Origin of the sequence: Aporhodopirellula aestuarii, assembly GCF_023701485.1 — a bacterium.
Lineage (GTDB): Bacteria > Planctomycetota > Planctomycetia > Pirellulales > Pirellulaceae > Rhodopirellula > Rhodopirellula aestuarii.
The window spans coordinates 1-23,865 of the sequence record NZ_JAMQBK010000030.1 but is presented as its reverse complement, the minus strand read 5'-3'; the positions used below and the strand labels follow the sequence as shown (position 1 = coordinate 23,865).

The 23,865-nt window shown below is 54.5% G+C and carries 14 protein-coding genes; 12 read left to right on the top strand and 2 right to left on the bottom strand.

The features are described from left to right. Nucleotides 1–139: 139 nt before the first annotated feature. Entirely contained in the window at nt 140–604 is a 465-nt protein-coding gene (locus NB063_RS11695; protein WP_250928912.1) for a VOC family protein, read from the bottom strand. Nucleotides 605–960: 356 nt separating this feature from the next. Between NB063_RS11695 and NB063_RS11690 the strand changes: the two genes are divergently transcribed. Then, nucleotides 961–2,001: a molybdopterin-dependent oxidoreductase gene (locus NB063_RS11690; protein WP_250928911.1), complete on the top strand. Its 1,041-nt coding sequence runs from the start codon at nt 961–963 to the stop codon at nt 1,999–2,001. 162 nt (nt 2,002–2,163) lie between these two features. Here the strand turns inward: NB063_RS11690 and NB063_RS11685 are convergent, their stop codons facing one another. Then, a complete protein-coding gene (locus tag NB063_RS11685) occupies nt 2,164–3,435 on the bottom strand; it encodes an outer membrane protein assembly factor BamB family protein (protein WP_250928910.1) in 1,272 nt (423 codons plus the stop codon). An 872-nt stretch (nt 3,436–4,307) separates the two neighbouring features. Between NB063_RS11685 and NB063_RS11680 the strand changes: the two genes are divergently transcribed. From NB063_RS11680 to NB063_RS11630, 11 genes are all read left to right on the top strand, one after another. After that, complete coding sequence (locus NB063_RS11680) at nt 4,308–6,230, top strand: sulfatase (RefSeq protein WP_250928909.1); 1,923 nt, start codon at nt 4,308–4,310, stop codon at nt 6,228–6,230. A 454-nt stretch (nt 6,231–6,684) separates the two neighbouring features. Next, nucleotides 6,685–8,031, top strand: coding sequence for a sulfatase (locus tag NB063_RS11675; RefSeq protein WP_250928908.1), 1,347 nt, complete (start codon nt 6,685–6,687; stop codon nt 8,029–8,031). Nucleotides 8,032–8,070: 39 nt separating this feature from the next. Continuing rightward, nucleotides 8,071–8,586, top strand: coding sequence for a hypothetical protein (locus NB063_RS11670; protein ID WP_250928907.1), 516 nt, complete (start codon nt 8,071–8,073; stop codon nt 8,584–8,586). A gap of 353 nt (nt 8,587–8,939) precedes the next feature. Beyond that, complete coding sequence (locus NB063_RS11665; protein WP_250928906.1) at nt 8,940–10,415, top strand: alpha-L-fucosidase; 1,476 nt, start codon at nt 8,940–8,942, stop codon at nt 10,413–10,415. A gap of 175 nt (nt 10,416–10,590) precedes the next feature. After that, on the top strand, nt 10,591–12,009 hold the full coding sequence (locus NB063_RS11660; RefSeq protein WP_250928905.1) for a sulfatase family protein: 1,419 nt from the start codon (nt 10,591–10,593) through the stop codon (nt 12,007–12,009). Between the two features lie 41 nt (nt 12,010–12,050). Further along, the gene (locus tag NB063_RS11655; protein ID WP_250928904.1) at nt 12,051–14,249 is read left to right on the top strand and encodes a sulfatase-like hydrolase/transferase; all 2,199 of its coding nucleotides are present in this window, start codon (nt 12,051–12,053) and stop codon (nt 14,247–14,249) included. A gap of 134 nt (nt 14,250–14,383) precedes the next feature. Beyond that, nucleotides 14,384–15,820: a sulfatase family protein gene (locus NB063_RS11650; protein ID WP_250928903.1), complete on the top strand. Its 1,437-nt coding sequence runs from the start codon at nt 14,384–14,386 to the stop codon at nt 15,818–15,820. Next, nucleotides 15,817–17,244, top strand: coding sequence for a sulfatase family protein (locus tag NB063_RS11645; RefSeq protein WP_250928902.1), 1,428 nt, complete (start codon nt 15,817–15,819; stop codon nt 17,242–17,244). The genes NB063_RS11650 and NB063_RS11645 overlap by 4 nt, the downstream gene beginning before the upstream one ends. A gap of 127 nt (nt 17,245–17,371) precedes the next feature. Next, the gene (locus tag NB063_RS11640; RefSeq protein WP_250928901.1) at nt 17,372–20,152 is read left to right on the top strand and encodes a sulfatase-like hydrolase/transferase; all 2,781 of its coding nucleotides are present in this window, start codon (nt 17,372–17,374) and stop codon (nt 20,150–20,152) included. A 388-nt stretch (nt 20,153–20,540) separates the two neighbouring features. Next, nucleotides 20,541–22,397 carry a sulfatase gene (locus NB063_RS11635; RefSeq protein ID WP_250928900.1) on the top strand — a complete coding sequence of 619 codons (1,857 nt, stop codon included), beginning with the start codon at nt 20,541–20,543 and terminating at the stop codon, nt 22,395–22,397. Nucleotides 22,398–22,565: 168 nt separating this feature from the next. Beyond that, nucleotides 22,566–23,756: an SHD1 domain-containing protein gene (locus NB063_RS11630; RefSeq protein WP_250928899.1), complete on the top strand. Its 1,191-nt coding sequence runs from the start codon at nt 22,566–22,568 to the stop codon at nt 23,754–23,756. Nucleotides 23,757–23,865: the final 109 nt, after the last annotated feature.

Genomic DNA, 23,865 nt, shown 5'->3' with positions numbered 1-23,865 from the left:
CCGAGACCGAGGATTCCGGGCCTTACCCGATTCCCGAGCCTCCGAGCGACTCTGCTACGTGGGTGGCGAGAAATCTAATACGTCTTCCAAAAAGTGTCGCCATCCAACTAGTGAACGAAAACATTCCGCGAGACGATCGTTACGCTCCGGGTGCCTCGTCTGACGTGGTCTTTCCACACATTTCGTCGAACCGACGTTGCATTTCTTCGTAGGAGACATCTTCAATGTGTGTGCCAAGCAACCATTCATGTCCGAAAGGATCGAGTACTTTGGCAGATCGTTCACCGTAAAACTGGTCCTTGGGCTCCATGATGAGTTTGGCGCCCGCGGCAACGGCCTGTTCGGTCATCGCATCCACATCGTCGACGTGAAGATGAATCGACGAGCCGGTACCGCCAAATGCCTCCGGCCCCTGAATACCATACTCGGGGTATTCGTCTGACAGCATGACGGCAAAGGATCCAAAACTCAGCTCGGCATGTCCGATTCGTCCGGATGGTTCCGAAAGCCGCATTCGTTCTGTCGCACCAAACGCCTTTTTGTAGAATTCGATTCCCGCTGCCGCGTTTCGTAGACGTAGGTATGGAAAGACCTCTTTGATCATTTCAAATCTCCTCATTGCTGCGACGTTTGACTCGACACCTTGGTGTATCTTCGCAGTTCCTTGTTGGCACGGCATCCCTATGCCGCAAAGTTTTTGGTGCAATCTCAGGCACGCGATTATGCCTGCCCGTCAAATTGGCTGAATGCCATCACACACGTCGATGTCTGCCGCCCATGATCGCAGCGACCTTACCTAGTTCGCAAAATGACGTCGGCGATACTGCGCCCTTCCGGCAACATCGATTTAATTAGTGCGCCGTTCCGCTAATAAGAGCACAAGAACAATCAATGTCCCGTGAAGAGCGGGCGTCGCGGTGTCGATTGCCTTGAGTCTTGGCCATCCGTTAACATGCCGCCATGACCACCAATCCGCTCCCACCGAATCAACAACTCGTCCGCGGCGATCGCTGGCCGGTTGTTGGCGAACGCCATCCGGGCGACACCGAATCACCTTGGTCGCTTGAGATCTGCGGCTGCGTGATTCGCCCGCTGATATTTTCACTTGACGAACTTTTAGCGATGACGCAGGTAACGCGGCGGGTCGACGTGCACTGCGTGACACGTTGGTCGAAACCCGCGATGTCGTTTACAGGCGTGTTGCTGAACGATTTGCTGCAGGGGACTGGCGGGCCGATTTGGACCGACGAAGCGAAGGTGGTTTCGTTTGTCGCGAGAAGTGAACGTGATCATTCGACATCGATGCTGCTAAATGAAGTGTTGGAGCTCAACCCGATCGTCGCCATGACCGCGGACGGCAGTCCGCTTTCGACGGAGCATGGTGGTCCGATGCGAATGGTTGTTCCGGGGAAGTATTTTTACAAGAGCGTGAAGTGGATCCGGCGGATCGAATTTTTGAAAGAAGAACGACTCGGCTACTGGGAGTCGGAGGCGGGTTATCACAACGGAGCCGATCCGTGGCGAGAGGAACGCTACATGGCTCCGACCCTGACCAAGCAAGAGGCGTTTCGAGTGATCGAGGCTCGTGACTTCAGCGGCCGGGATCTACGGAGTATCAATGCGGCACATCGCGGTCTGAGCCATTTGAATGCTCGTGAAGCGTTGCTGCGACACGCGGATTTTCGCTCCTCCAATTTGCAAAGTGCGAATTTTCGAGACGCCAATCTCTCCAACGCTAACCTGCAACTCGCCGACCTGCGCGGCGCGTGCTTGGCAAACGCGGACCTCGAAGGAGCCGACTTTTCCGGAGCCGATCTGCGGGGAAGTGACCTACGAGGCGCGTCACTATTCGGAGCCAGTTTTTACCAACCCGACGACAACGATGCATCGTCGACCTTCGCCATCATCGACAACACCACGCAAATTGATGTCGCATCACTTGATGCCTTAGTCGAGCAGCAGAAAGCCTTTGTTCTCAACGCAATCTCGTCACAGTCATAAACGGGGCGGCACGAATCCACGTGCGGAAAAGTCAAAACTCATTCCGTAATGAGCAACGAATGCTCCCCTGAAATTGAGTTTGGAAGAGGTTCTCTGGTCGGCTTCCGCTATTAGCTCGAACGAGTCCACCGGCGCACTAAACATCCGGCTGCTTGTCGTCGTTCACGGAGTTGCGTGGGATTTGCCGATGGCGTACAGGAATTCTTTTCGTTCGCCTGACTCGGTGGATGCATGCCGTAGAAGCAACTTGCCATCTGCGTAGACTGGTGACGCGAAAGAACTGTCTCCCAATCGGTTGCTGGCCAGTTGCATGAAGTCATCCGGAGAGGCTTGGAAGACCAAGGTTTCGCCACGCTCATCGGAGGCGTAGATGCGGTCACCGATCAGCAATGGTGAGGCACTATGGGGGCCCTTGATCCGCTGCCGCCACATTTGCTTTCCGTCCGATGCTCGCCAGCAATACCCGACGCCGCTGTTTGCGATTCCATACACAAACTCACCGGCGACCAGCATCGATTGTTCGTAGCACTTGGCCTTATTCTGCCACACAACCTCCGCATTGGTCCCGGAGACTTTGATGCCGAAGGTACCTGCGTCGGGATAGCCACCGCTGGCGAACACCATCGAATCCTTCCACACGATCGTTCCGCAAGTGACATCGCTGGTTGCCGTTACGGCCCAAATCTGTTCACCACTATTGGGATCGTAGGAGGCCACTACGGAACCGCCACTGATCAGGATCTGCCGTCGACCATCAATCGTGGCCAGGATTGGTGACGAATAGCTCGCGGCCTGTGGACGTGGTGTTTTCCAAACTTGCTCGCCACTGTCTTTCGCCAACGCGTACAACCCAGACTCTTCGTTGTCGGTATCCACCGCGACAACCAGCGAGTCTTGCAGCAACAACGGCGATGCACCGTAGCCAAACCAAAACTTACTGCTTTGCTGATAGGGAGCGACGGTTCGCTGCCAAAGTATCTCTCCGTCGAGCGAGATCGCGCTGGCTTGAATCGTATCGTTAACCTGAGCGGCGACGAAGACGGTCTTACCGTCACTCGAAGGCGTCCCTGGAGCACAGGTGTTCTTTTTGTGCATGTAGCTCGGTGGCTCAACGTCTTCGTGAAGCACGACGTGACCGAGTTGCTTTCCGTCATCAAGGCTGTATTGCAGCAGCGAGATCGTCTTGCTGTCGGGTTCGTGTGTGAGCACGAAGATTTTCTTGCCCACGACGATCGGAGTCGCGTGACAACTTCCGGGGATGGGGCTACGCCAGAGGATGTTTTCGGTTTCGGACCAAGAAACTGGAATCGACTCAATGGCCGACGCCGGTGTGTGGTTGTCCAGCGTTGGGCCTCGCCAGACCCGCCAATCCTCAGCCAACAGCAATGACGAAAGAGAAACGGTAAACAGGAGTGCAGTGAAGAATCGGATCATGAAGGGGCAGTCGTCGCGATGTGGTGTTCGGAGCGTGAGAAAGACGATGGCTAGAGGCAGTCGGACGAGATTGATTCAGGTTTGATGGGGGCGATCTGTTCCGTGACGGGAGGGCCGCTCAATCGGATTTTCAGCTTAGCAGAAGGTGATGTCGATGTCGTGATGATGCTTCGAAAGGCCATGCACGAAAGCGGACCGGTGCCCGCCACAAATAGCACTGGCGTGTTGATGGCGAATTGATTTGATTCCGGTTGCCTTCGTGGACGAGGCTCGCGCTGGGATCAGCTTCAATCTCGGTGAACCGCTTGCGGGCACGAATCTTCCGCACCAGATCCTGGCTTCGATTTTTCAATTTCGATGGCATCGCTAACAGGACCTATGACATCGTCTCCAGTAAATTGAGGGGGTAGCGTTTGTTTTGCGCAAACTCATTTGGAGTCAGTTATACTGACGCTGCGTGTAGCAGGGGAAACCACGACATTAGGAAAGCACTATTTCTAGAAGAACTTCGACACTTTGGCCAAGCACATCTTGCTCTTCCGATCAAACGTTGCTGCCTTCGCCAGAAGGCGGATCCCCGCCGTATTGCAAACTTTCGCGAGAACTGCGACGTCATAATAATGCCGCCCAGCTCATTGTTTTCGTCCTCGCCCCTTCGTGATTCCGTACGCGGTGGGGACATTGCTCTAACTACTGCAGGGTTCCAAATGTAGCGGAACGGCGCGAGACGTCCGGTGACTCGGGACCGGACGGTTTGCGCCGATCCGCTAAAAAAGCACTAAAACAATCAACGTCCCTGCGCACCAAAAGCTCTGATCACAAACGTGCAGAAATCCCCATCTCAAATTTGTCTGCAACTTACTGAAAGTGTTATGAAATACCTGTCAACCGCATTGGCATTGTGCCCGCTGTTCCTGCTCGGACTGATCCAGTCTGCCACGGCATCCCCGCCTAACGTGATCATCTTTTACGTCGATGACCTTGGTTGGCAAGATGCTCAGATCCATGACATTGACGATCCGTGTCCCTATGAGACGCCGAACATGGTGAAGCTGGCGGAGGAGGGGATGGTTTTCACTCAGGCCTACTCACCTGCTCCGACTTGTTCTCCCTCGCGTGCGGGAATCATCACGGGACAGCATCCCGCGAAGATCAAGCTCACGCATGTCGATCTTGGCAGCATGCCTGCCGGGCGGACGACGGAACGATTAGTAGCTCCCTATCTGCAATCGCATTTGGATTTGGATCTGATGACGTTGGCGGATGCCATGAAGCAAAATGGTTATCGCACAGGCCACGCCGGTAAGTGGCACGTCGGTCTGACCGCGGCCAGTTTCGGATTCGATTTTGTGAACCAGACTCGAGGTGTGCACCGAGGAATGGATGACCGCACTAAGGACTTCGCCACCGCTGATCACCCGACGTATCCGCTGAGCAAACAGAAGTATCCGCCGTTGAGTGAGAAGAAGCCTGATGGAATCTCGTACCCCTTCGATGAAGTGACCCAGTCCGCCATCGACTTCATTGACGAGAGCAAGCAGGAGCCCTTCTTTCTGAACCTCTGCCACTGGATGGTTCACTGGCCGGTGCTGACCCGTAACGGAGAACTGCTCGAGTATTACTGCGACAAGCTTGGCCATCCGTTTCCTCCACCACCGGGAGACATGACACGTGAAGGTCAGCAGAATCCGTATTTCGCTGCCATGACCACCACTGTTGACTGGAGCCTTGGCCGTGTTGTCGACTTTCTAAAGCAGACCGATGACCCCCGCAGTCCCGGTAAGAAGCTGATCGAGACCACTTACATTTTCTTCACATCCGACAACGGCGGCGCGGAGATTCGTGGAAAGGAAATTATCTCGGACAACGCACCGTTGAAGTATGGGAAGAAGCACCCCGAGGAAGGCGGCATTCGGGTACCGATGGTCGTGACCGGTCCCGGCATCGCCAGTGGCAGTCGCTTCGATGGACTCGTCAACCAACTCGATTACTTCCCAACCATCCTCGAACTAACTGGGGCCTCGATCGCACCGGAGAATTTCGACGCTTTGAGCGGGTTGGACATCTCGCCCGTCTTGATGGGAGAGAGCCAAGCGATTAACGATCGTTCTGGCAAGGAACGCACGCATCTCTTCTGGCACTTCCCGCACAACGGCCCGCTTGCAATGAAGTCCGCGATTCGCGAGGGCGATTACAAAATGTACCGGCGGTACGATTCAAACGACTATGAGCTGTACCGACTGTATCAGGATGGTCAGCGATTGGACTTGGAAGAGCAGAACGATCTGGCCAAGAATCCCGAGTTTGCATCGGTCGTCCAACGGTTGGCCGCGAAGCTCAACTCAGAGTTAGCGGCCAACGATGCAGAACGGCCTTACCTCAACCCGGCTTTTAAAGAGAAGACAAAAGCGGCAGCTCAAATTGCAAGTGCGTCGTTCGATGCATCCAACCGTCGGGCAACGCTTGCCGTGGATGATACCGGACCGTCTGTGAAGGAAGCGTACGTGATTTACGGCGGAGCTTCGCAGGAGTCACCGCTTTCGAAAGAGGAGCAGAAGGAAAAGAAGAGGCTGGAGAGGAAGTTGCAAAGAAGGGGGCAGGCGAGCGAAGCCGCCAAGACCGACTCATCCGTTGACCAGACGACCGAACTGCTCGGCATGAAGTTTCCGGCCGAGATCGATTCGGATGGGCGGTCGATCAGTGCCGAGATTCCAAAAGGAATATCGACCTACCGATTCCTGTTCGTCGACGCCAACCACTTCCTGCACCACAGCGAAACTCAAAACGCAAAGTAGCAACGCAGGACGTTGTCAGCCCAGGGCTATCGATCCAACGTTGGGCACCCCAGCGGCATTCTGAATCAACTCCCAATTTGGCTGGAAAACATTGTGGCCGAACGCTCCGCGGTCGGTAGTGAGAGACGCGATAAATGTGGCTGAACGCTTCGCGGTTGGTACAGAGAGGCGCGACCGCGGAGCGTTCGCCCACAATCTCCCGCCAGCATTAAAGCTGACGTTGAAACAGGCTGCGGAATGTCGCAAATCGTTAGCGGTTCGACGCAAGTATCCGTGTCATGGAGGATGACGTCGTTTATGGTGGAAGTTGAAGATTCCGCCGCGGTTCCCGGATGGAACAATCAGGGCTGGACCGAGTGCGGCAATCCACCGCAGCATGCTGGTGCTCAATAAGATCTGAGAAAACAAACCAGCGAAAAGGGAAAACATTAACCGTTTGGGAAGAATCGCTATTATGAAACGTGTGAAAACTTTAATGATCGTCCGAACGGTTTGTCTCTCTGTAGGGGCAATGATTGCGGGGCACGCCTGTGCTGCGGATGGCCGACCTGAGAAGCCAAATGTGTTGCTTGTGCTGGCTGATGATCTTGGTTGGCAAGACGTCAAGTGTTACGACATCGACGAACCTTCCCCTTACGAGACACCCCATATTGATGGTCTGGCGAAGGAAGGCGTCATGTTCTGGCAGGGGTATTCCCCGGCTCCGGTTTGCGCCCCAGCACGATGCGCCATCTTGAGCGGGATCCATCCAGCCCGCGCTCAGAAAACCAATGTTCGTGGGGGCACGCCTCCTGCGCCTCGTCACCTCGCGGCCTCGCGGGTGATGGACCCTTGGCAGACGGCTCGCCTGTCGATGGACGAAACGACCATTGCTCAGGTGCTGCAGGATAATGGATATGCGACTGGGCATAGCGGCAAGTGGCACATGAACATGACGCCCAAGTCAGAACCGTTGCCCAGAGACGTCGGGTTCGATTGGTCGCGTGAAAGTATGGGTGTGGCGAGAGAGATGAAACCCAACCGCGTGAAAGGTTTCTCGTCCGACGCTGCCGATGATCCCTGGAAACTTGATGCCAATGGGTATCCCAAAAACGAAATCTTTGAGGATGCGGTGGTGTTCATGGAAGAACATCGCGACCAGCCCTTCTTCCTTTTTTGTGCGGCGCGTTTGGTGCATGCCCCGATCCAAACCCGCAGCAAAGCGTTGCTGGAAAAGTACTGCAAGAAGCTCGGGCTTCCGTTCCCACAAACGCCGGGCCCAATCGCTCTTCCTGGGCAGCAGAACCCCTACTACTGCGCCATGGTTGAGGAGTTTGACAAGTACGTTGGTGACCTGTTGAGCTACCTCGATACGACGGATGACCCGCGTTGGCCAGGTCACAAGCTTCGCGAGAACACGTACATCGTGTTCACCTCAGACAATGGTGGCATGGAGCAATTGAGGGGTGATGTGATTACAGATAACTATCCGCTCGACGGAGGTAAGATACGGCTGGAAGAGGGTGGAACTCGGGTGCCGCTGATCATTGCCGGGCCGAACATTCCCGCCAACACCCAAACCGATGTGATGGCCAACGGCCTGGATTTCTTTCCGACGATTTTATCGATGACCGGAACGGCCGCTCCCGAAAATCAACACTTCGACGGCTGTGATTTGTATCCGCTGCTCACCCAATCTCCTCAAGATCCTGCGCTCGTCAAGCAACAGGATGGTCGTGTCCGAGAAAGCATGATGTGGCATTTCCCGCATGGAGTCGCGATGTATAGCACACTCCGGGTCGGCGATTTCAAGTTGGTGTGAAATTATGACACTATCAACAATCCGCAGATCGATAGTGAGTTGGAGCTGTACCAGCTTTACGAAACACGTGACGGAGCGTCACATCGCGAAGACATTGAAGAATCCAAAAACCTAGCGTCCTCGATGCCGGAAAAAGCTCAGCAACTCAACGCCCAGTTGACCGAAATTCTGACCGAAATGAACGCCAGCTACGCTTATTTCAACCCGGCCTATAACGGTGACCTACCGCACAAAGAAAACGTCCCCACGGTCACCTCCGAAGAACGAGTCGGAAACGTGGCTCGGGCAAAATTCAAGGAGAACGGAGCCAAAGTCGTTCGTGCCCAATTGATGGTTACGAGCTTAGGTGGCGATCCGAATGAGGAATGGTTTTCCGCTCCGGCAAAGGTTGAAGGCGGAACGGTTGTCGCGTCGCTTCCTTCGGGAACCACGCATTACTTTTTCAATATTATTGACGAGAACAATTACCTGGTGAGCTACCCAGCGGTAAAGAGCCAGCTGGACTACATGAAGAATCACCAGTACTCAGCAGATGCGTTGAGTGTTCCTCGGTAACCAGCGTCAGATCGTAGAGGTGAGGCTACGAGTCTTTTGGGCTGCATCCGGACATCCGGGACTCGTTGCCTCGTCCACTACGGAATAGATGACCGAAGCAGATTTAAAAACAAGACATGAAGAGCAAAATAAAATTCGGGGTGATCGGATGGGTTGCTACATATGCCGCAGCGGTGCAGGAATAATGTTGACAACGACTGGCTGCAAGGCTCCAAGCATCAACAGTATTAAGGATGGAAAACAGACCCGCGATGAGTATGCGGCTCGGTGTGAATGGCAGTATTAAGAATACTCATGATTCAAACAAGTTCGGCTTCACCGTCGGCAACGATACCAAATAGGAATCAAGATAGATGTCGAAACAGATGATCATAGCGGTGATCGCCCTGTTGGCGGTTGCGGGCACTGCACGGGCGGAGGAAAAGACGCTGGCGGAAGATCCGTTTGCGCTGGAGCAGGCGACGCATCAATCAACGGGTGAGCGTCCCTGGGTCGGTAAGACGCCGAAAGAGGTGCAGGCGTGGGCCCGAAAGAACCTTCACCACAAGCTGATTGGAAAAGAGATCGATTCTGCGGCGCATCCTGAATGGCAGTGGTTTCGCAAGTCGGGCCTGGGGTTGTTCCTGCACTGGGGGCCTCCCAGTGTGGCGCCCAACAATGGGGATGCGTGGGCGATGGTCTGGTCGCAGGCAAAGGCTAACGCGAAACGGAAGATGATGCTTCCCGAGGATATGTTTGCCGTGGCCGAGACATGGAATCCCGAGAAATATGATCCTGACAAGTGGATGGCCGCAGCGGCCAAAGCTGGCTTTGGCTATTCGGTGCTGACTTCGCGCCACCATGACGGCTACTGCCTTTGGCCGAGTGATTACGGAACGTGGGACACCGGCGAGCATATGAACGGCCGCGACCTGATCAAAGACTATGTCGAGGCAACACGCAAACACGGCCTACGCGTCGGGTTGTATTATTCCGGTCCAAATTGGCATTACGATTATAAGAATCGGGAGTTCATGCATCCGCCGAATAAAGATTTCCGGATGAACTACAAGCATGAAAAAATTGATGCATCAAACAAGCTGACCTCTCTGATGGCCAGCAGCGGCCCGGCTGAAAAGGAAGAGTCGGAAGGCCAGGTCCGGGAACTGATGAGCAACTATGGCCCGATCGACATGATGTGGTGGGATGGCAACAGCATCATGACCCCTGCCGAGCTGGCCAAACTCCAGCCGAGTATTTTTGTGGCCCGCGGATTGATTGCTACGCCGGAAGGCATGCACCACGGAGAAAGCGAAAACGTTAAAGTGACCAATGAGGCCGGCTGGTGGTGGGAACTCTGCATTAAGTCAGAAAACAGGTTTACCCCAAACTGGCATTACGGCGTGGAATGCGAAACCAATCATTGGGATACCAATAAGCTGCTGACTGAGCTGATCCGCTGTCGGTCATTGGGCGGCAACCTGCTGGTGAACATCCCGCCGCGCGGCAACGGCGAGATGATGGAGTGGTATTACGAGGTCTGCGATGAAATGGCCGGCTGGATGAAGCATTCCCGCGAAGCCGTTTATGACGTCGATCTCGACGCGCCGCTCCCCACGCTCGACAAGACTCAGAACTACACCACGAAGCGAGGGGATCTCTTTTATTCGCTGCCTGACGATCAAGGCGTTGTCTTTATCCGCGAGCTCCAACGCCCCGCATCGGTCACGTTACTGAGAACAGGAGAGACGATTGATTTTCAATATCGTGACGGCTCCCTTCGGATCGTTCTGCCAGAGGCAATGAAAACGGAACTGCCGGACATGGTGAAAATCGTTTTAGGTAAATAGACCATGAAATAGATGGTCAATGAAAACCTACCGAGAGTTGATCTAGATGATCAGTCGCTGGCGATTCGCAGTCACAAGCAACTGAAGGACGGGCCTGCCAGAGTGGAGTTCGGCCGAACTGTAACATGTCGTGTAAAGCCCTGCTGTTGCATGGCCTGTTTTTGAAAGGTGTCTAATGAAACGTAATAGAAGATGTGGTTTCTTGATCATGGTCGCTGCCTCTCTTTTGACGGGGATGGTACAGGGTGAGCAACCGCGGCCCAACATTATATTGATGATGGCGGACGATCTGGGCTGGGGGGATGTTCATTGCTTCAACCCTGAGTCACCGATCAAAACGCCGCAGCTCGATGCCATGGCGGCGGCGGGGTTGCAGTTCAACCGCTTCTATTCTTCATCACCCGTTTGCAGTCCGACACGCGGCTCGTGCCTGACAGGGCGTCATCCATTCCGGTACGGCATCTACTTTGCCAACAAAGGACATTTGCAAAGCGAGGAGCTGACCCTGCCTGAGCTACTGAATGAACATGGCTATGCCACGGGGCATTTCGGCAAGTGGCACCTGGGCACCATGACGACCGAGATGAAGGATGCCAACCGGGGCAAGCCGGGCAATACGAAGGAATTCTCCCCGCCGTGGAAAAACGGTTTTGAGGTTTGCTTCTCCACCGAATCGAAAGTGCCGACGTGGGATCCGATGTGGAAGCCGCTGAAAGATCATCATAACGGCTGGGATTACATTGCGGATAAATCAACAGCGGTTGCGTATGGAACCCATTACTGGAATGAGAAGGGTGAGGTTGTCCGCGATAATCTCGAGGGTTGTGATTCACGCGTGCTGATGGATCGTGCGGTGCCGTTCATCGAGCAGGCGGCGAAGAACGGCGCACCGTTCTTTGCGGTGATCTGGTTTCATGCTCCGCATCTGCCGGTTGTGGCCGGGCCGGAATATGCCGCAATGTATTCGCAGTACGATTCCTATCAGCGAAATTATTATGGCTGCGTTACCGCCATGGATGAGCAGGTAGGCCGGCTGCGCAAGACGCTGCAGGAAGCGGCCGTTGCCGAGAACACGATGCTTTGGTTCGGCTCCGATAACGGGGCATTGTCTCCGGGCAGAGCGCCAGGAAGCGCGGGGCACTTCCGCGATGGAAAACGTTCGCTGCATGAAGGGGGCGTTCGTGTGTCGGGCATTCTGGAATGGCCCGCCCGCGTCAAGGCGGGAACCAAAACCGAGTTCCCAGCGGTGACCAGTGACTATCTGCCGACGATTCTGGACGCGCTGAAAGTGGAATACGCGAGCCAGCGTCCGCTCGACGGTATTTCGTTGCTTCCGGTACTGGCCGGAACACTGACCGAGAGGCAACAACCGATCGGATTCGAGTCACAAAGCCAGCTCGCGTGGACGACCCAGCAGTACAAGCTTTACAGCAAGAATGCCGGGAAAACGTGGGAGCTTTACGACCTACTGAACGACCCGTCCGAGAAAAAGGATATTGCATCCGCCCACCCCGAAAAGGTGGCAGAGATGTCGAAGCAGTTGGCCGCATGGCGCGAATCATGTACCCGCAGTGATCAGGGCGGGGATTATTAAAATGAAAGGAATGAATAGGAAGATGATGATGAGGAATCAGAATGAATTTTAAATATGTTCTTTTGACTGTAGGTGTTGTTTGTGGACTGCAAGGGGCTTTCGCGGAAGAGGGAAGACCCTCGAAGCCAAATGTGTTACTGCTGCTGACCGATGATCTCGGGTGGCAGGATTTAAAGTGCTACGACATCGATGAGCCGTCGCCGATGGAGACGCCTCATATCGATGCGTTGGCAAAAAAGGGCGTCCTTTTCTGGCAGGGCTATTCACCCGCGCCGACTTGCGCGCCGAGCCGCTGCGCCATTATGAGCGGGGATCATCCCGCCCGCGCCCAGAAGACCCACGTCGTCGGTGGCGGGCCGCCGACGCCCTACAACAAAACCATGCACCGCATGATGGCGCCGTGGTACAGCGGTCGCATGCCGGTCGAAACCGTGACGATCGCAGAGGCGCTCAAAGCAAACGGTTACACCACCGGCCACTGCGGCAAATGGCATATGGCTATTAATCACAACGCCTATCCGCAGCCGGAGGATCAGGGGTTTGACTGGACCCGCCATAATCTTGGAACGACCAGGAAGATGACACCACATCGGTTGACGGGGTTTGCGACGAACAACTCGGACGATCCGTATCGCCTCGATGAAAACGGGTTCACAACGCACCAGAACAGCGAGGATGCGCTGACCTTTGTGCGTGAAAACAAAGACAAGCCGTTCTTCCTTTTCTATTGCACTTGGTTGGTACACACGCCAATTCATACCCGCAATGAAAGACTGCTCAATAAGTACGTTAAAAAGCTCGGCGTGGAGCTTCCGGATAATCCTCAGGAGTGGAAGAGCGAGGGGCAGTCCAACCCGTTCTATTGTGCGATGGTTGAGGAACTCGATTATTACGTCGGCAAAATGTTCCAAACCTTGGAAACCACCGAAGACCCGCGTTGGCCGGGTCATATGCTGAGCGAAAACACTTATGTCATTTTCACCTCCGACAATGGGGGCATGGAAGGGCATCCCGGCGAAATTATCACCGACAACTACCCGCTTGCTCGCGGAAAGATCTCTGCCATGGAAGGCGGAACCCGTGTCCCGCTGATCATCACCGGCCCGGGTATTGAGGCAGGCGTGGAGTCTGATGTGATGATCAACGGGCTCGACTTTTATCCGACCATTCTTTCATGGACCGGTACGCAGAAGCCCGACGGAAAGCGTTTCGACGGCTGCGACATATCTTCGCTGCTAGAAAAGGATGCGACAAACCCCGAGCTGGTTCAAGAGGCCGATGGTTCCGTGCGCGATACGATGATGTGGCACTTCCCCAATAGCATTGCGCTGGAGAGCACGATCCGCGTCGGCGACTACAAACTCGTGCGCAACTACGACCACATAAACAATCCCGGTTCTCCGGAGCTGGAGCTCTATCGCCTATACAAAACCGAAGGCGGAACGCAGAAACGCGGTGATATTGAAGAAGCCAAAAACCTCGCAGCGTCCATGCCGGAAAAAGCGCAGGCGATGAATGCCGAGCTGACTGAAATACTGACTGGAATGAAGGCCAGCTATCCCTATTACAACCCGGCCTATCAGCATGACCTGCCAAACAAGGAAACGGTTCCCGCGGTTGTCTCTCATAAGAAAAATGGGAACACGGTCAATTTTTCGTATGAGGAAAACGGCGCAAAGGTGGTGCGGGCCAATCTGCTCTACACACTGAACGGCGGACATCGATACGAAGAGTGGTTTCGCATGCCCGCGACTCTGCGGTCCGGTATGAAAGTAAACGCAGAGCTTCCGGAAGGCACCACGCATTACGTCATTAACCTAATCGATAAAAACAATTTTCTGGTCAGTTATCCTGAGATGGCTGATGAGATGGGTTCCCGCAAAGAAAAGTATTCGGAACGGGCGCTGTCGGCAACGGGCGGATTATCGACTCCTGTACCGACCCAAAAGTCACCGGCGGCGCTTCCGGAAAAGCTGATGCCGGCGGATGTGAATAAGGACGGGAAAGTCACGAAGGCGGAATTTGTCGACTATTTTTCTGCCGGCTTCGAGCGGAAGGACAAAAACAAAGACGGGCTTCTCACTCCGGATGAGCATACCCATGCCTCGTTTCAAGGCGCAGACCGGGATGAAAACGGTCAGCTGACCCGCGCCGAGTTTGCATCCATCTTTGAGCGGCAGTTCGATAACACCTACGATAAAAACAAGGATGGTGTAGCCACCGCCGATGAGATGCAATAGCCGGATCGTCTGCCCTGTTACAGGGAGAATAGAAGAACAATCATTATTGCAGCACTCACGATAACGATCGCATTCCGCTTTAGTGCCGATGCAAAAATCCTGTGCACGTAACAATCAAGGCGGGGATTATTGAAATGAATGAAACCAATATGAAAAAGCGAACAGGAATCTTTGCAGTTGCTGCTTTGTTGCTGGCAGGTTCGGTTTACGCCGAGCCCGGTCCGGCGGTGCGTCCCAACTTTCTGATCATCGTGGGCGATGATATCAGTGCGTCGAGTTTGGGCTGCTATGGCGCAGCCAATCCGCATACTTCCCCGAACATCGACGAACTGGCGAAGGAGGGCATCCGTTTTACCAACATGTTTGTTTCCGAGGCGATCTGTGGCCCGACGCGCGCGGAGTTGTACACCGGTCTTCAGCCGCATCGCAACGGATGCAACGTAAATCACAAGGCGACGAAAACGGGTACGTTGAGCGTGGTGCAGCATCTTGAAAAACTTGGATACCGCGTCGGGCTGACCGGCAAGAAACATTTCAGTCCGAAATCGGTTTATCCGTTCGAGTTCGTAAAGGGATTTCCGGGCAACTGTAATGCGCGGAATACTCCCGGCGAGAGTTGGGACGGGGTCGAAGAGTTTATAACGCGCGATAGCGATCAGCCGTTCTGTCTTTTCCTCTGTTCCATTCATGCGCATGCTCCGTGGGATTCCGGTGACATATCGCCATGGGAATTGGACGATTTGGAACTGCCGCCGCATATGGTGGATACGGCAAAAACGCGGGAGCTTTATCGTGAGCATTTGGCGGAGGTTCGATTGTTTGACGCTCAGGTTGGCAAAGCCCGCTCGCTACTTGAAAAACTTGGACTCGACCGCAATACCGCACTGATTGTGCTGGATGAAAACGGCGCAGGAATGCCGGGCGGGAAATGGACCAATTTCGACTGGGGCGTGCGATCGGCCTGTCTGATCAAATGGCCGGGGGCTCCAGCTTTGACGACGGATGCGCTGAGCCAGTACTGCGACATTCTTCCGACGCTGATCGACGCCGGCGGCGGCAGCGAGCCGCCGGATTTGGATGGAAAAAGTCTGCTGCCGCTCATTAACGGGAAAACAACAACACATCGTGAGAAGGCCTTCTTCACCTATACCAGCGGACCGGAAGGGCCTCCCTTTGTGTCGCGCGCGGTGACTGACGGACGCTTCAAACTGATGTGGAACCTGACGCCGGACAACCTTTTTGCAGTTCGTGTGATCAATGGTTTTGACTACGGTTATGAGGATACGAAGGATCCCAATCGTCACGTCCGCATGATGTATCTCTCGTGGTTGGATAAAGCTAAGAGCAACCCCGAAGCGGAAGAACTTGTTTATCGTTATCGGAAGCATCCCGAGTTCCAGCTCTTTGACTTAGCGAAGGACCCGTGGGAGATGAACAACTTGGCGGACAACCCCGAATATGCATCGCAGCTTCAGGAGTTGAAGACTTCGATCAGCCAGTGGATGAAACAGCAGGGTGATTCCGGCAAGGAATCGCTCCTGAAACCAAATGAGAGAAAGAACAAGAAATGACTTTGAAAAGAACCATTCTCAAAATATTCACTGGATTGATTTTGCTGGCGGGCGCGCTGACGGCGGGCGCGACGGCCGCGGCTGAGAAGCCCAACGTCGTTATCATTTTAACGGACGATCAGGGGTATCAGGACGTCGGCTGCTATGGTGCTCCGAAAATCAAAACCCCGAATCTGGACCGGATGGCCGATGAAGGTATGCGGTTCACTGATTTTTATGTGGCCTCATCGGTTTGTTCGGCCTCGCGGGCGGCGTTGCTGACCGGATGTTACCCGCAGCGCGTTGGCATCGGCGGTGCGCTCTTTCCGAACTGGAAAAACGAGGGGTTGGATCCGAAGCATGTAACGATTGCGGAAATGCTCAAGGAGGCCGGCTATGCCACGGCGGCGGTCGGCAAGTGGCATTTGGGTGACGCACCGGAATTTTTGCCCATCAATCAGGGGTTCGATTCCTACTACGGCATTCCCTACAGCAACGACATGTTCCCGGCTAAGGCGATGGCATACGCTGAGGATTGCCTGTATCGAGAAGGAGTCACGCCGGAATCATTGGCCAGCGCATTTCCGCAAGAGAAGGAAGGATTGAGCCGGTGGGAGAGACAGCCTCATAAGCTGAAAAATAAGGTTCCGCTCATGCGGAACGTTCAGTGCATTGAGTTCCCGGCCGATCAAAACACGCTCACCCGCCGCTACACCGAGGAGGCGGTCCGCTTCATTGAGCAGAGTGTGGATATACCGTTCTTCCTCTATCTTGGGCACTCGATGCCGCACATCCCGCTCTATGCGTCACCCGAGTTTGAGGGAAAGAGCGATGCCGGGCTTTATGGTGACTGCATCGAGGAGATTGACTGGAGCGTCGGGGAAATCCTGGACACTCTCAAACGCCTCGGTCTGGATCGGAACACCCTCGTTTTCTACTCGTCCGACAACGGGCCATGGGAGTTGAAAGGCAGTGACGACGCCAAGGTGAAGGGAAATCAAAACCGACGCGTTGGAGGCTCTGCAGGTCCTTTGCGTGGATACAAGTTTTCCTCGTGGGAAGGCGGCATGCGCGTTCCAACATTGATGTGGTCGCCTGGACGCATCCCCTCCGGGCAAGTCTGCAACGAGGTGGCCTCCACCATTGATATGCTTCCAACCCTCGCCACCCTCACCGGATCAGAGCTTCCAGCAAGCCGGATTGACGGCAAAAGTCTGGTTCCGCTGCTCGAAGGCCGCGCCGATGCCGTCAGTCCGCACGAGGCGTTTTTCTATGGCACCCAAGGCGTGCGGGCCGGTGATTGGAAGCTCATCCGGAACGAGAAAGCTTTTGAACTCTACAACCTGGCCGAAGACATTTCAGAGAGTCGTAATGTGGCCGGAGAGCATCCGGAGGTGATGGCCCGCTTGAAGAAACTGCTGGAGGAGCACAAGCAGGATCTATAGGAGGCTCCATCCCCCGTCGCTCTGCGAGCTGTGACGCGACAAGAGAGTTGGAAAAAGACCCGGTGCTTCGCCGCAGTTGGTTTAAGACAAATTAATATAAGTTGTGGCCGTAGCGATTAGGGCGGGGATGATTGAAGTGAAAGAAATGAATATGAAGCTGATCGCATTTTGCACGCTGGTTTTATCGACGGCAACTTTGTCGTTTGCCGAGGCAGAGAGACCGCACGTCGAGGTAGAAAAGCCGAACGTACTGTTCATCTTTGCGGATGACATGAGCTACGAAACAATCGGGGCACATGGCATGCTCGATATCGATACGCCAAACCTCGACAAGCTGGCTCGGCGCGGCACCACATTCACCCATGCCTACAACATGGGAGCCTGGGGCGGTGCCGTTTGTGTGGCCAGTCGCACAATGCTGAACACTGGTCGCTTTCTCTGGGACGCCAAAGCGACGAATCTCAACGCACAGGCGGAAGACAGCCGTCTGTGGTCGCAGCGAATGCACCACGCCGGCTACCGAACATACATGACTGGCAAATGGCACGTTCCCACAAGTGTCAACGCGATTTTCGATGTCACCAAGAATGTTCGTGCGGGTATGCCGAACCAGACGCCCGTCGGATATAACCGCCCCAAGGACGAAGCGGATTATGCGGCCGGCTGGAAACCGTGGGATCCGAAACACGGCGGATACTGGAAAGGTGGAAAACATTGGAGCGAGGTGCTCGCCGATGACGGAGTTGCCTTTTTAAAGCAGGCTGCCACCGAGGACAGTCCTTTGTTCATGTACCTAGCCTTTAACGCGCCGCACGATCCGCGGCAGGCGCCGAAGGAATACATTGACCGCTACCCGCTCGACCGCATTCAGATGCCGGTAAACTTTCTGCCGCAGTATCCCTATGCTGAGGCGGCCTACGGTAAAAGTATGAGGGATGAAAAGTTGATGCCGTATCCGCGCACCGAATACTGCGTGAAAGTGAACCGACAGGAGTACTTTGCGTTGATCACCCACATGGATGATCAAATCGGGCGTATTCTGGATGCCTTGGAAGAATCCGGCAAAGCCGACAACACCTACGTCTTCTTCACGGCAGACCACGGTTTGGCCGTCGGGCATCATGGGCTGTGTGGCAAACAGAATATGTATGATCACAGCGTGCGTGTTCCGTTCCTTGTGGTGGGACCGGATGTCAAAGCCGGTTCCACCATTAACGCACCAATCTATCTGCAGGATGTGATGCCGACCTCGCTCGAGCTGGCAGGAGCGGGGACGGACGGTGTGGATTTTCGGAGTATTCTTCCGCTGCTACGCGGAGAAAAAGCAGATAGCTATTCGGAGATCTACGGGGCGTACATGAACCGTCAGCGTATGATTATCAAGGACGGCTGGAAGCTGCTTTGCTATCCGACCGTCGGGGTCGAGCGGCTCTATCACCTTGCGGATGACCCGCACGAAATGAACGACCTTGCCGCCAATCCGGAGCTGGCTCCGAAACTCAACGAGTTACTCGCCGCGCTCACCTCATTGAGTGATGAGATGAACGATCCCGGCGTGGACGAAAAGCCTGCGCCGGAGGAATCGGGGCACGGGCACGAAGCCCCGGCGGCAGTGGTTCGCGACTCCGGGACGCCGGGAATGATCAGCTGGGGATCGGCCATCGATACCGTCGATAAATCACAGCTCATTGAAGGCGGTGTGGTGCTGGCGCTCAACGGAGGCCCGACACATGTCTCCATCACCGGTGGCGGCGCGAGTGGGAAGTCCGCATACAAATTCTCCGGCGTGAGCTACGCGGACTTGGACTTCACGCCGAAACCTGGCAAGCGTGTATCCCCCAACAAATCCAAGCGTGCGCCGAGTACGGGCGATCGGAATTTCAATACCCTCCTCCAATCGGTTGCCGATGCGCAAACGGGCATCGCACGCGGAACTCAGATGATCAGCGGCCTGACCCCAGGGGAGACCTATCGAATTCAGGTTTTCTTCAACGATCAGTTTTATTCGCGCGGCATGAGCTTTGGTGACGTAGCACCCGTGACGCTTCCGTCCAAAGGAAGCGGTTGGGGCCAATTCGCGGTTGGCACCTTCACCGCAACCGGTCCGACGCTGGAACTGACACACACCGCCAACGGCTTCAAAAACGTCCACTTCAACGCGATTCTTGTGACCCGCGACGGTCCGCCCGCAGCTGCGGCCTATCAGCCGGAAGAGGGCTCCGATGTGGAAGAAACAATCAAAGGGGTCTGGGCGATTAAGCTAAACCCCGAGCTGCCCAATGTGCTGATTCTCGGCGATTCCATTTCTATCGCCTATACCCTGAAGGTGCGTGAGGATCTTGAGGGCCGAGCCAACGTCTTCCGCCCGCATACTGAAAACGGGGAAAAGGCGGAAAATTGTCAGGGAACCACGTTGGGTCTCCAAAAAATGGATGAATGGCTGGCAGGGCAGAAATGGGATGTGATCCACTTCAGCTGGGGGCTGCATGACTTGAAACATGTGCTTGCTGAGACCGGTCGAAACTCCAACTCGTTCGATGATCCGCAGCAAGCCGACCCGGAGGCCTACAGAAAAAATCTGTCCGAACTGGTCGGCAAGCTCAAAGACACCGGTGCCAAACTGATCTTTGCCACCACGACACCCTATCCGGATGGCGTGAAGCCGGCGCGGCTTCCGGCCGATGCCAAGCTCTACAACGACATTGCACTTGAAATAATGAAAGCCAATGAAATCGAAGTGAACGACCTTTATGCGCTGTGTGAAGGGCGGCTTGAGGAATTGCAACACCCGAAAAATGTCCACTTCAATCGTGCGGGGCAGGAGTTACAGAGCAAAGCCGTTGCTGCCGCCATTGAGGCCGCGCTCCCCGGTACGGCCTCTCTGCCGAGGTCCATGCCGCCAGGCTGAAACAACTGTCCCCAGAGCTGGAAAACAGTTGGATGAACAGAACGACCCGATGACATCGATCGCCACCGCAGATTTCCTGAAGTCGAAAAAGGAAACAACTCTCTAGTGCTTCGTCAACCTTGAGGATTAGGGTTGGGTGGTAGTGGACTTCGCCAGAAGTCCTGTCGAGACAATCAGTTGGGGATTTCTGGCGAAATCCACTACCCAAAAATTAAAAGTTAACGACGCACTAGTGGTTTGGGACCGCTTAAGTTTAGGGAAGTGGACGAAGCCACGAGTCCGTTTGTTTCATCCGAACTTCAGCGACTCGTAGCCTCGGCCACTACGCAAGAGATGACCGAACCAGACTTTGAAAAACGAATGAATACCTGGCAATGGTGAAACGAAAATGAAACGATTTAAAACAGCAATGCTTGCTTTGCTGATCTTCGCTTCCGCGACAGCAATGAATCCGATTTCTGCTGCGGCAGACGAACGGCCCAACATCCTCATCTTCTATGTCGATGATCTCGGATGGCAGGACGTCCAGCTCAATGATTTGGACGATCCGTGTCCCTACGAAACGCCGAACGTTGTTGAGCTGGCGAAGGAGGGTATGAACTTCACCCAAGCGTATTCCCCCGCGCCGACTTGTGCTCCCTCGCGGGCCGGAATCATCACTGGCCAGCATCCGGGGAAGCTCAGGTACACTCATGTTACCTTTGACAATATCCCGAAAGGCAGGCCGACGGAAGAATTCGTTGAGCCGTATCTTGGTGCTCACCTTCCGATGGATGCGCTCACCTTGGCGACGGCCCTCAAGGACAATGGGTATGCGACCGGTCATGTGGGTAAATGGCATCTTGGTTTGAGTTCGTCCCTTTTTGGTTTCGAGTTCAGCCACGAAGAACGCGGCGTGCATCGAAAATTGGCGGATCGAACCAAGGGGTTTGCGACAGCTGATGATCCCAAGTATCCGCTGAGTGATAAGAAATACCCGCCTGTCAGCACTAGAAAGCCGGATGGAATTTCTTATCCCTACGATGATGTCACCGAGTCCGCGCTGCGGTTCATGCAGCAGAGTGAGGACAAGCCTTTCTTTCTGTATCTAGCTCACTGGATGGTGCACTGGCCGGTGATGACCCGCAATGGCGAGCTACTCGAATACTACTGCGACAAATTGGGACAACCGTTCCCGCCAAAGCCGGGTGATGTGACCTTGGAAGGGCAGCAGAATCCGTACTTCGCGTCCATGGTGACCACGGTGGACTGGAGCCTCGGGCGAATCGTTGACTATCTCGAAAAGACGGACGATCCACGTAGCCCCGGCAAGAAACTGATCGAAACAACCTACGTGATTTTCACCTCGGACAACGGTGGGGCGGAGCACCATGGCAACGAGGTCATCTCCGACAATTACCCGCTGAAGTATGGAAAAGCTCATGACGAAGAAGGTGGGATTCGTATCCCGATGGTGGTTGTGGGGCCTGGGATTCCGAAGGGGACACAGTTTGACGGGTTAGTAAACCAACTCGATTTCTTTCCGACGATTCTCAATCTGACTCGCTCTCAAATTGCAGCGGAAGCTGAAAAGGAGTTGAGCGGTTTGGACATCACCCCGGTCCTATTGGATAGTGCCCAGCAGATTGTGGATGCGCAAGGCGTGGAACGAGAGAATCTTTTTTGGCATTTCCCGCACAACATCGGCGCAATGAAAGCCGCCATTCGTGAAGGGGATTTCAAGCTCTACAAGAATTACGAAACGCGTGACTACAGCCTGTATCGACTCTATCAAGATGGGCAACGCCACGACCTTGAGGAAATGAAGGATTTGGCGGCGGACCCCGAGTACGCTCCAGTCCTCAAGCGGCTTTCAGAAAACCTGGAACGCCAACTCGTCGAAAACCAAGTGGAGGGCCCGTACCTCAATCCAGCGTTTAAGGGCAAAGCGAAACCGTCCGCAGAGATTCAAAAGTTGGCGTTCATCGCGGAGAGCCGTCGGGCAAGCGTGAGGCTGAGAAGCTCTGGCCCCGCGATCAAGACCGCGTATGTGATTTATCGCAATCCGCCGGGTGTGGGTAAACAGAAAGCGATGCGTGGTGAGGAATCATTCGATGTGCGCATCGGTATGAAGATGCCCGCCACGATCGCCGCATCCGGCAACACGGTCGCCGCTCAGATCCCGGAAGGAATCGACGCCTTCTGCTTTCTGTTGATCGACGAAAACAACTACCAAACTGTCAGCGACATTCAGCTTGCTCGTTAGTCGTGGGGTGATGCTCGCGCCCGTCTCGATGAGCAACAAGAATGCTCTCGAAACGAGCTCCGCACACGACGACTTTTCCGCAACCATCTATTCGACACGGCAGCGCACACTATGACATCCGATCGAAGGCCGACTCTGTTTTCGATGAACTCAATACGACCGATATGGATGCTAACGCTGCTCGCGCTCTTGACCATTTTCTGCGCAGCGACAGCAAGTTCTTCCGCTGAAGAGCCTCGCGTTTGGAAATCGGCTGACGGGAAGTTTTCTGTCGAAGCAGAATTTGTCGACAGCGAGGATGACATCGTCCGCCTGCGCAGAGCTGATAACAACCAAACAGTATCGGTCCCCATCGAAATACTCAGCTCTAAAGACCAAAAATATATCCGGAGACGTGCAGAAAAAAGCAAAGACAGAGCTAAACCCACCGACCGTCGAGCAGCATGGATGGAAGGAAAATGGGGATTCCGCTTCAATATGCCAGGCATGAAACAGGCCGAAGCGCTCGCTGAATTTGATGTACAGAAAATGATTGATCAGATCAAGGTTCTGGACACTGCGGCATGGGTGCAAATCAATATCACGCAAGGAGCGAACGGTTCATTTTACACGTCGCCACATGCTGAACTGGCCAAGCATGTATCGCCTGACATCGTCCCTCAGCGCGACCTGTTTGGAGAAATGCTCGACGCACTCATCGAGCAAGACTTCAAGGTAATGGTCTATTTCGCCACGGAAGGCCCTACGATGGGCAAACATCCAGACAAGGCCTTGCCGGGTGTTATCGAAACGTGGAAGGAGTACGCAAAATCTCGGGAGATGACACCTGAGCAAGCTGTCGCTGAGATCATTGTCAAAGAATATTCGTTGCGTTACGGAACGAAAATATCAGGCTGGTGGTTTGACCATGCGTCCTACGGAGACATTAAAGCGTTGGAAAAGGCGGCGCTTGCCGGAAATCCAGAGGCTGTCCTGACATTCAACGTAGGGGGATCTCCCGAGTTGTTGACCTGTCCGGAATCCGACTTCACCGCAGGCCACCCCACGCCGATGAAACGGCACAGTCCATCTTGGAAAGGGAATGAGGTCGCGATCAAACTGATTGAGAAGGACAACTATATCAATGGTTCGTTAGGACATTTCTTCCCGCCCATGCAGGAAACGTGGAACTCCGGAAAACCCGCATTCGAGACGGAGCAGGCGGTTGACTGGACGATGCGCATTGTTCAAGCGGGGGGAGCCATTACATGGGCCGTCGCGCTTGCCGATGCCAAAGGAAAAGATGCTCCACTGGCTTCCTTTCAATTTAAGCAACTCAAAGCGATTAATGAGGCCGTCAAGAAAAGTAGAAAACAGTAGGCTAACGATCTGGGCAGCGTCACGGTTCACGTAGCTCGGTTTCCCCGAGACCGAACACTGCGGGCGATGCTCTCTTCTCGAGCCTCGGGCAGGGCAATCGCACGTTGAA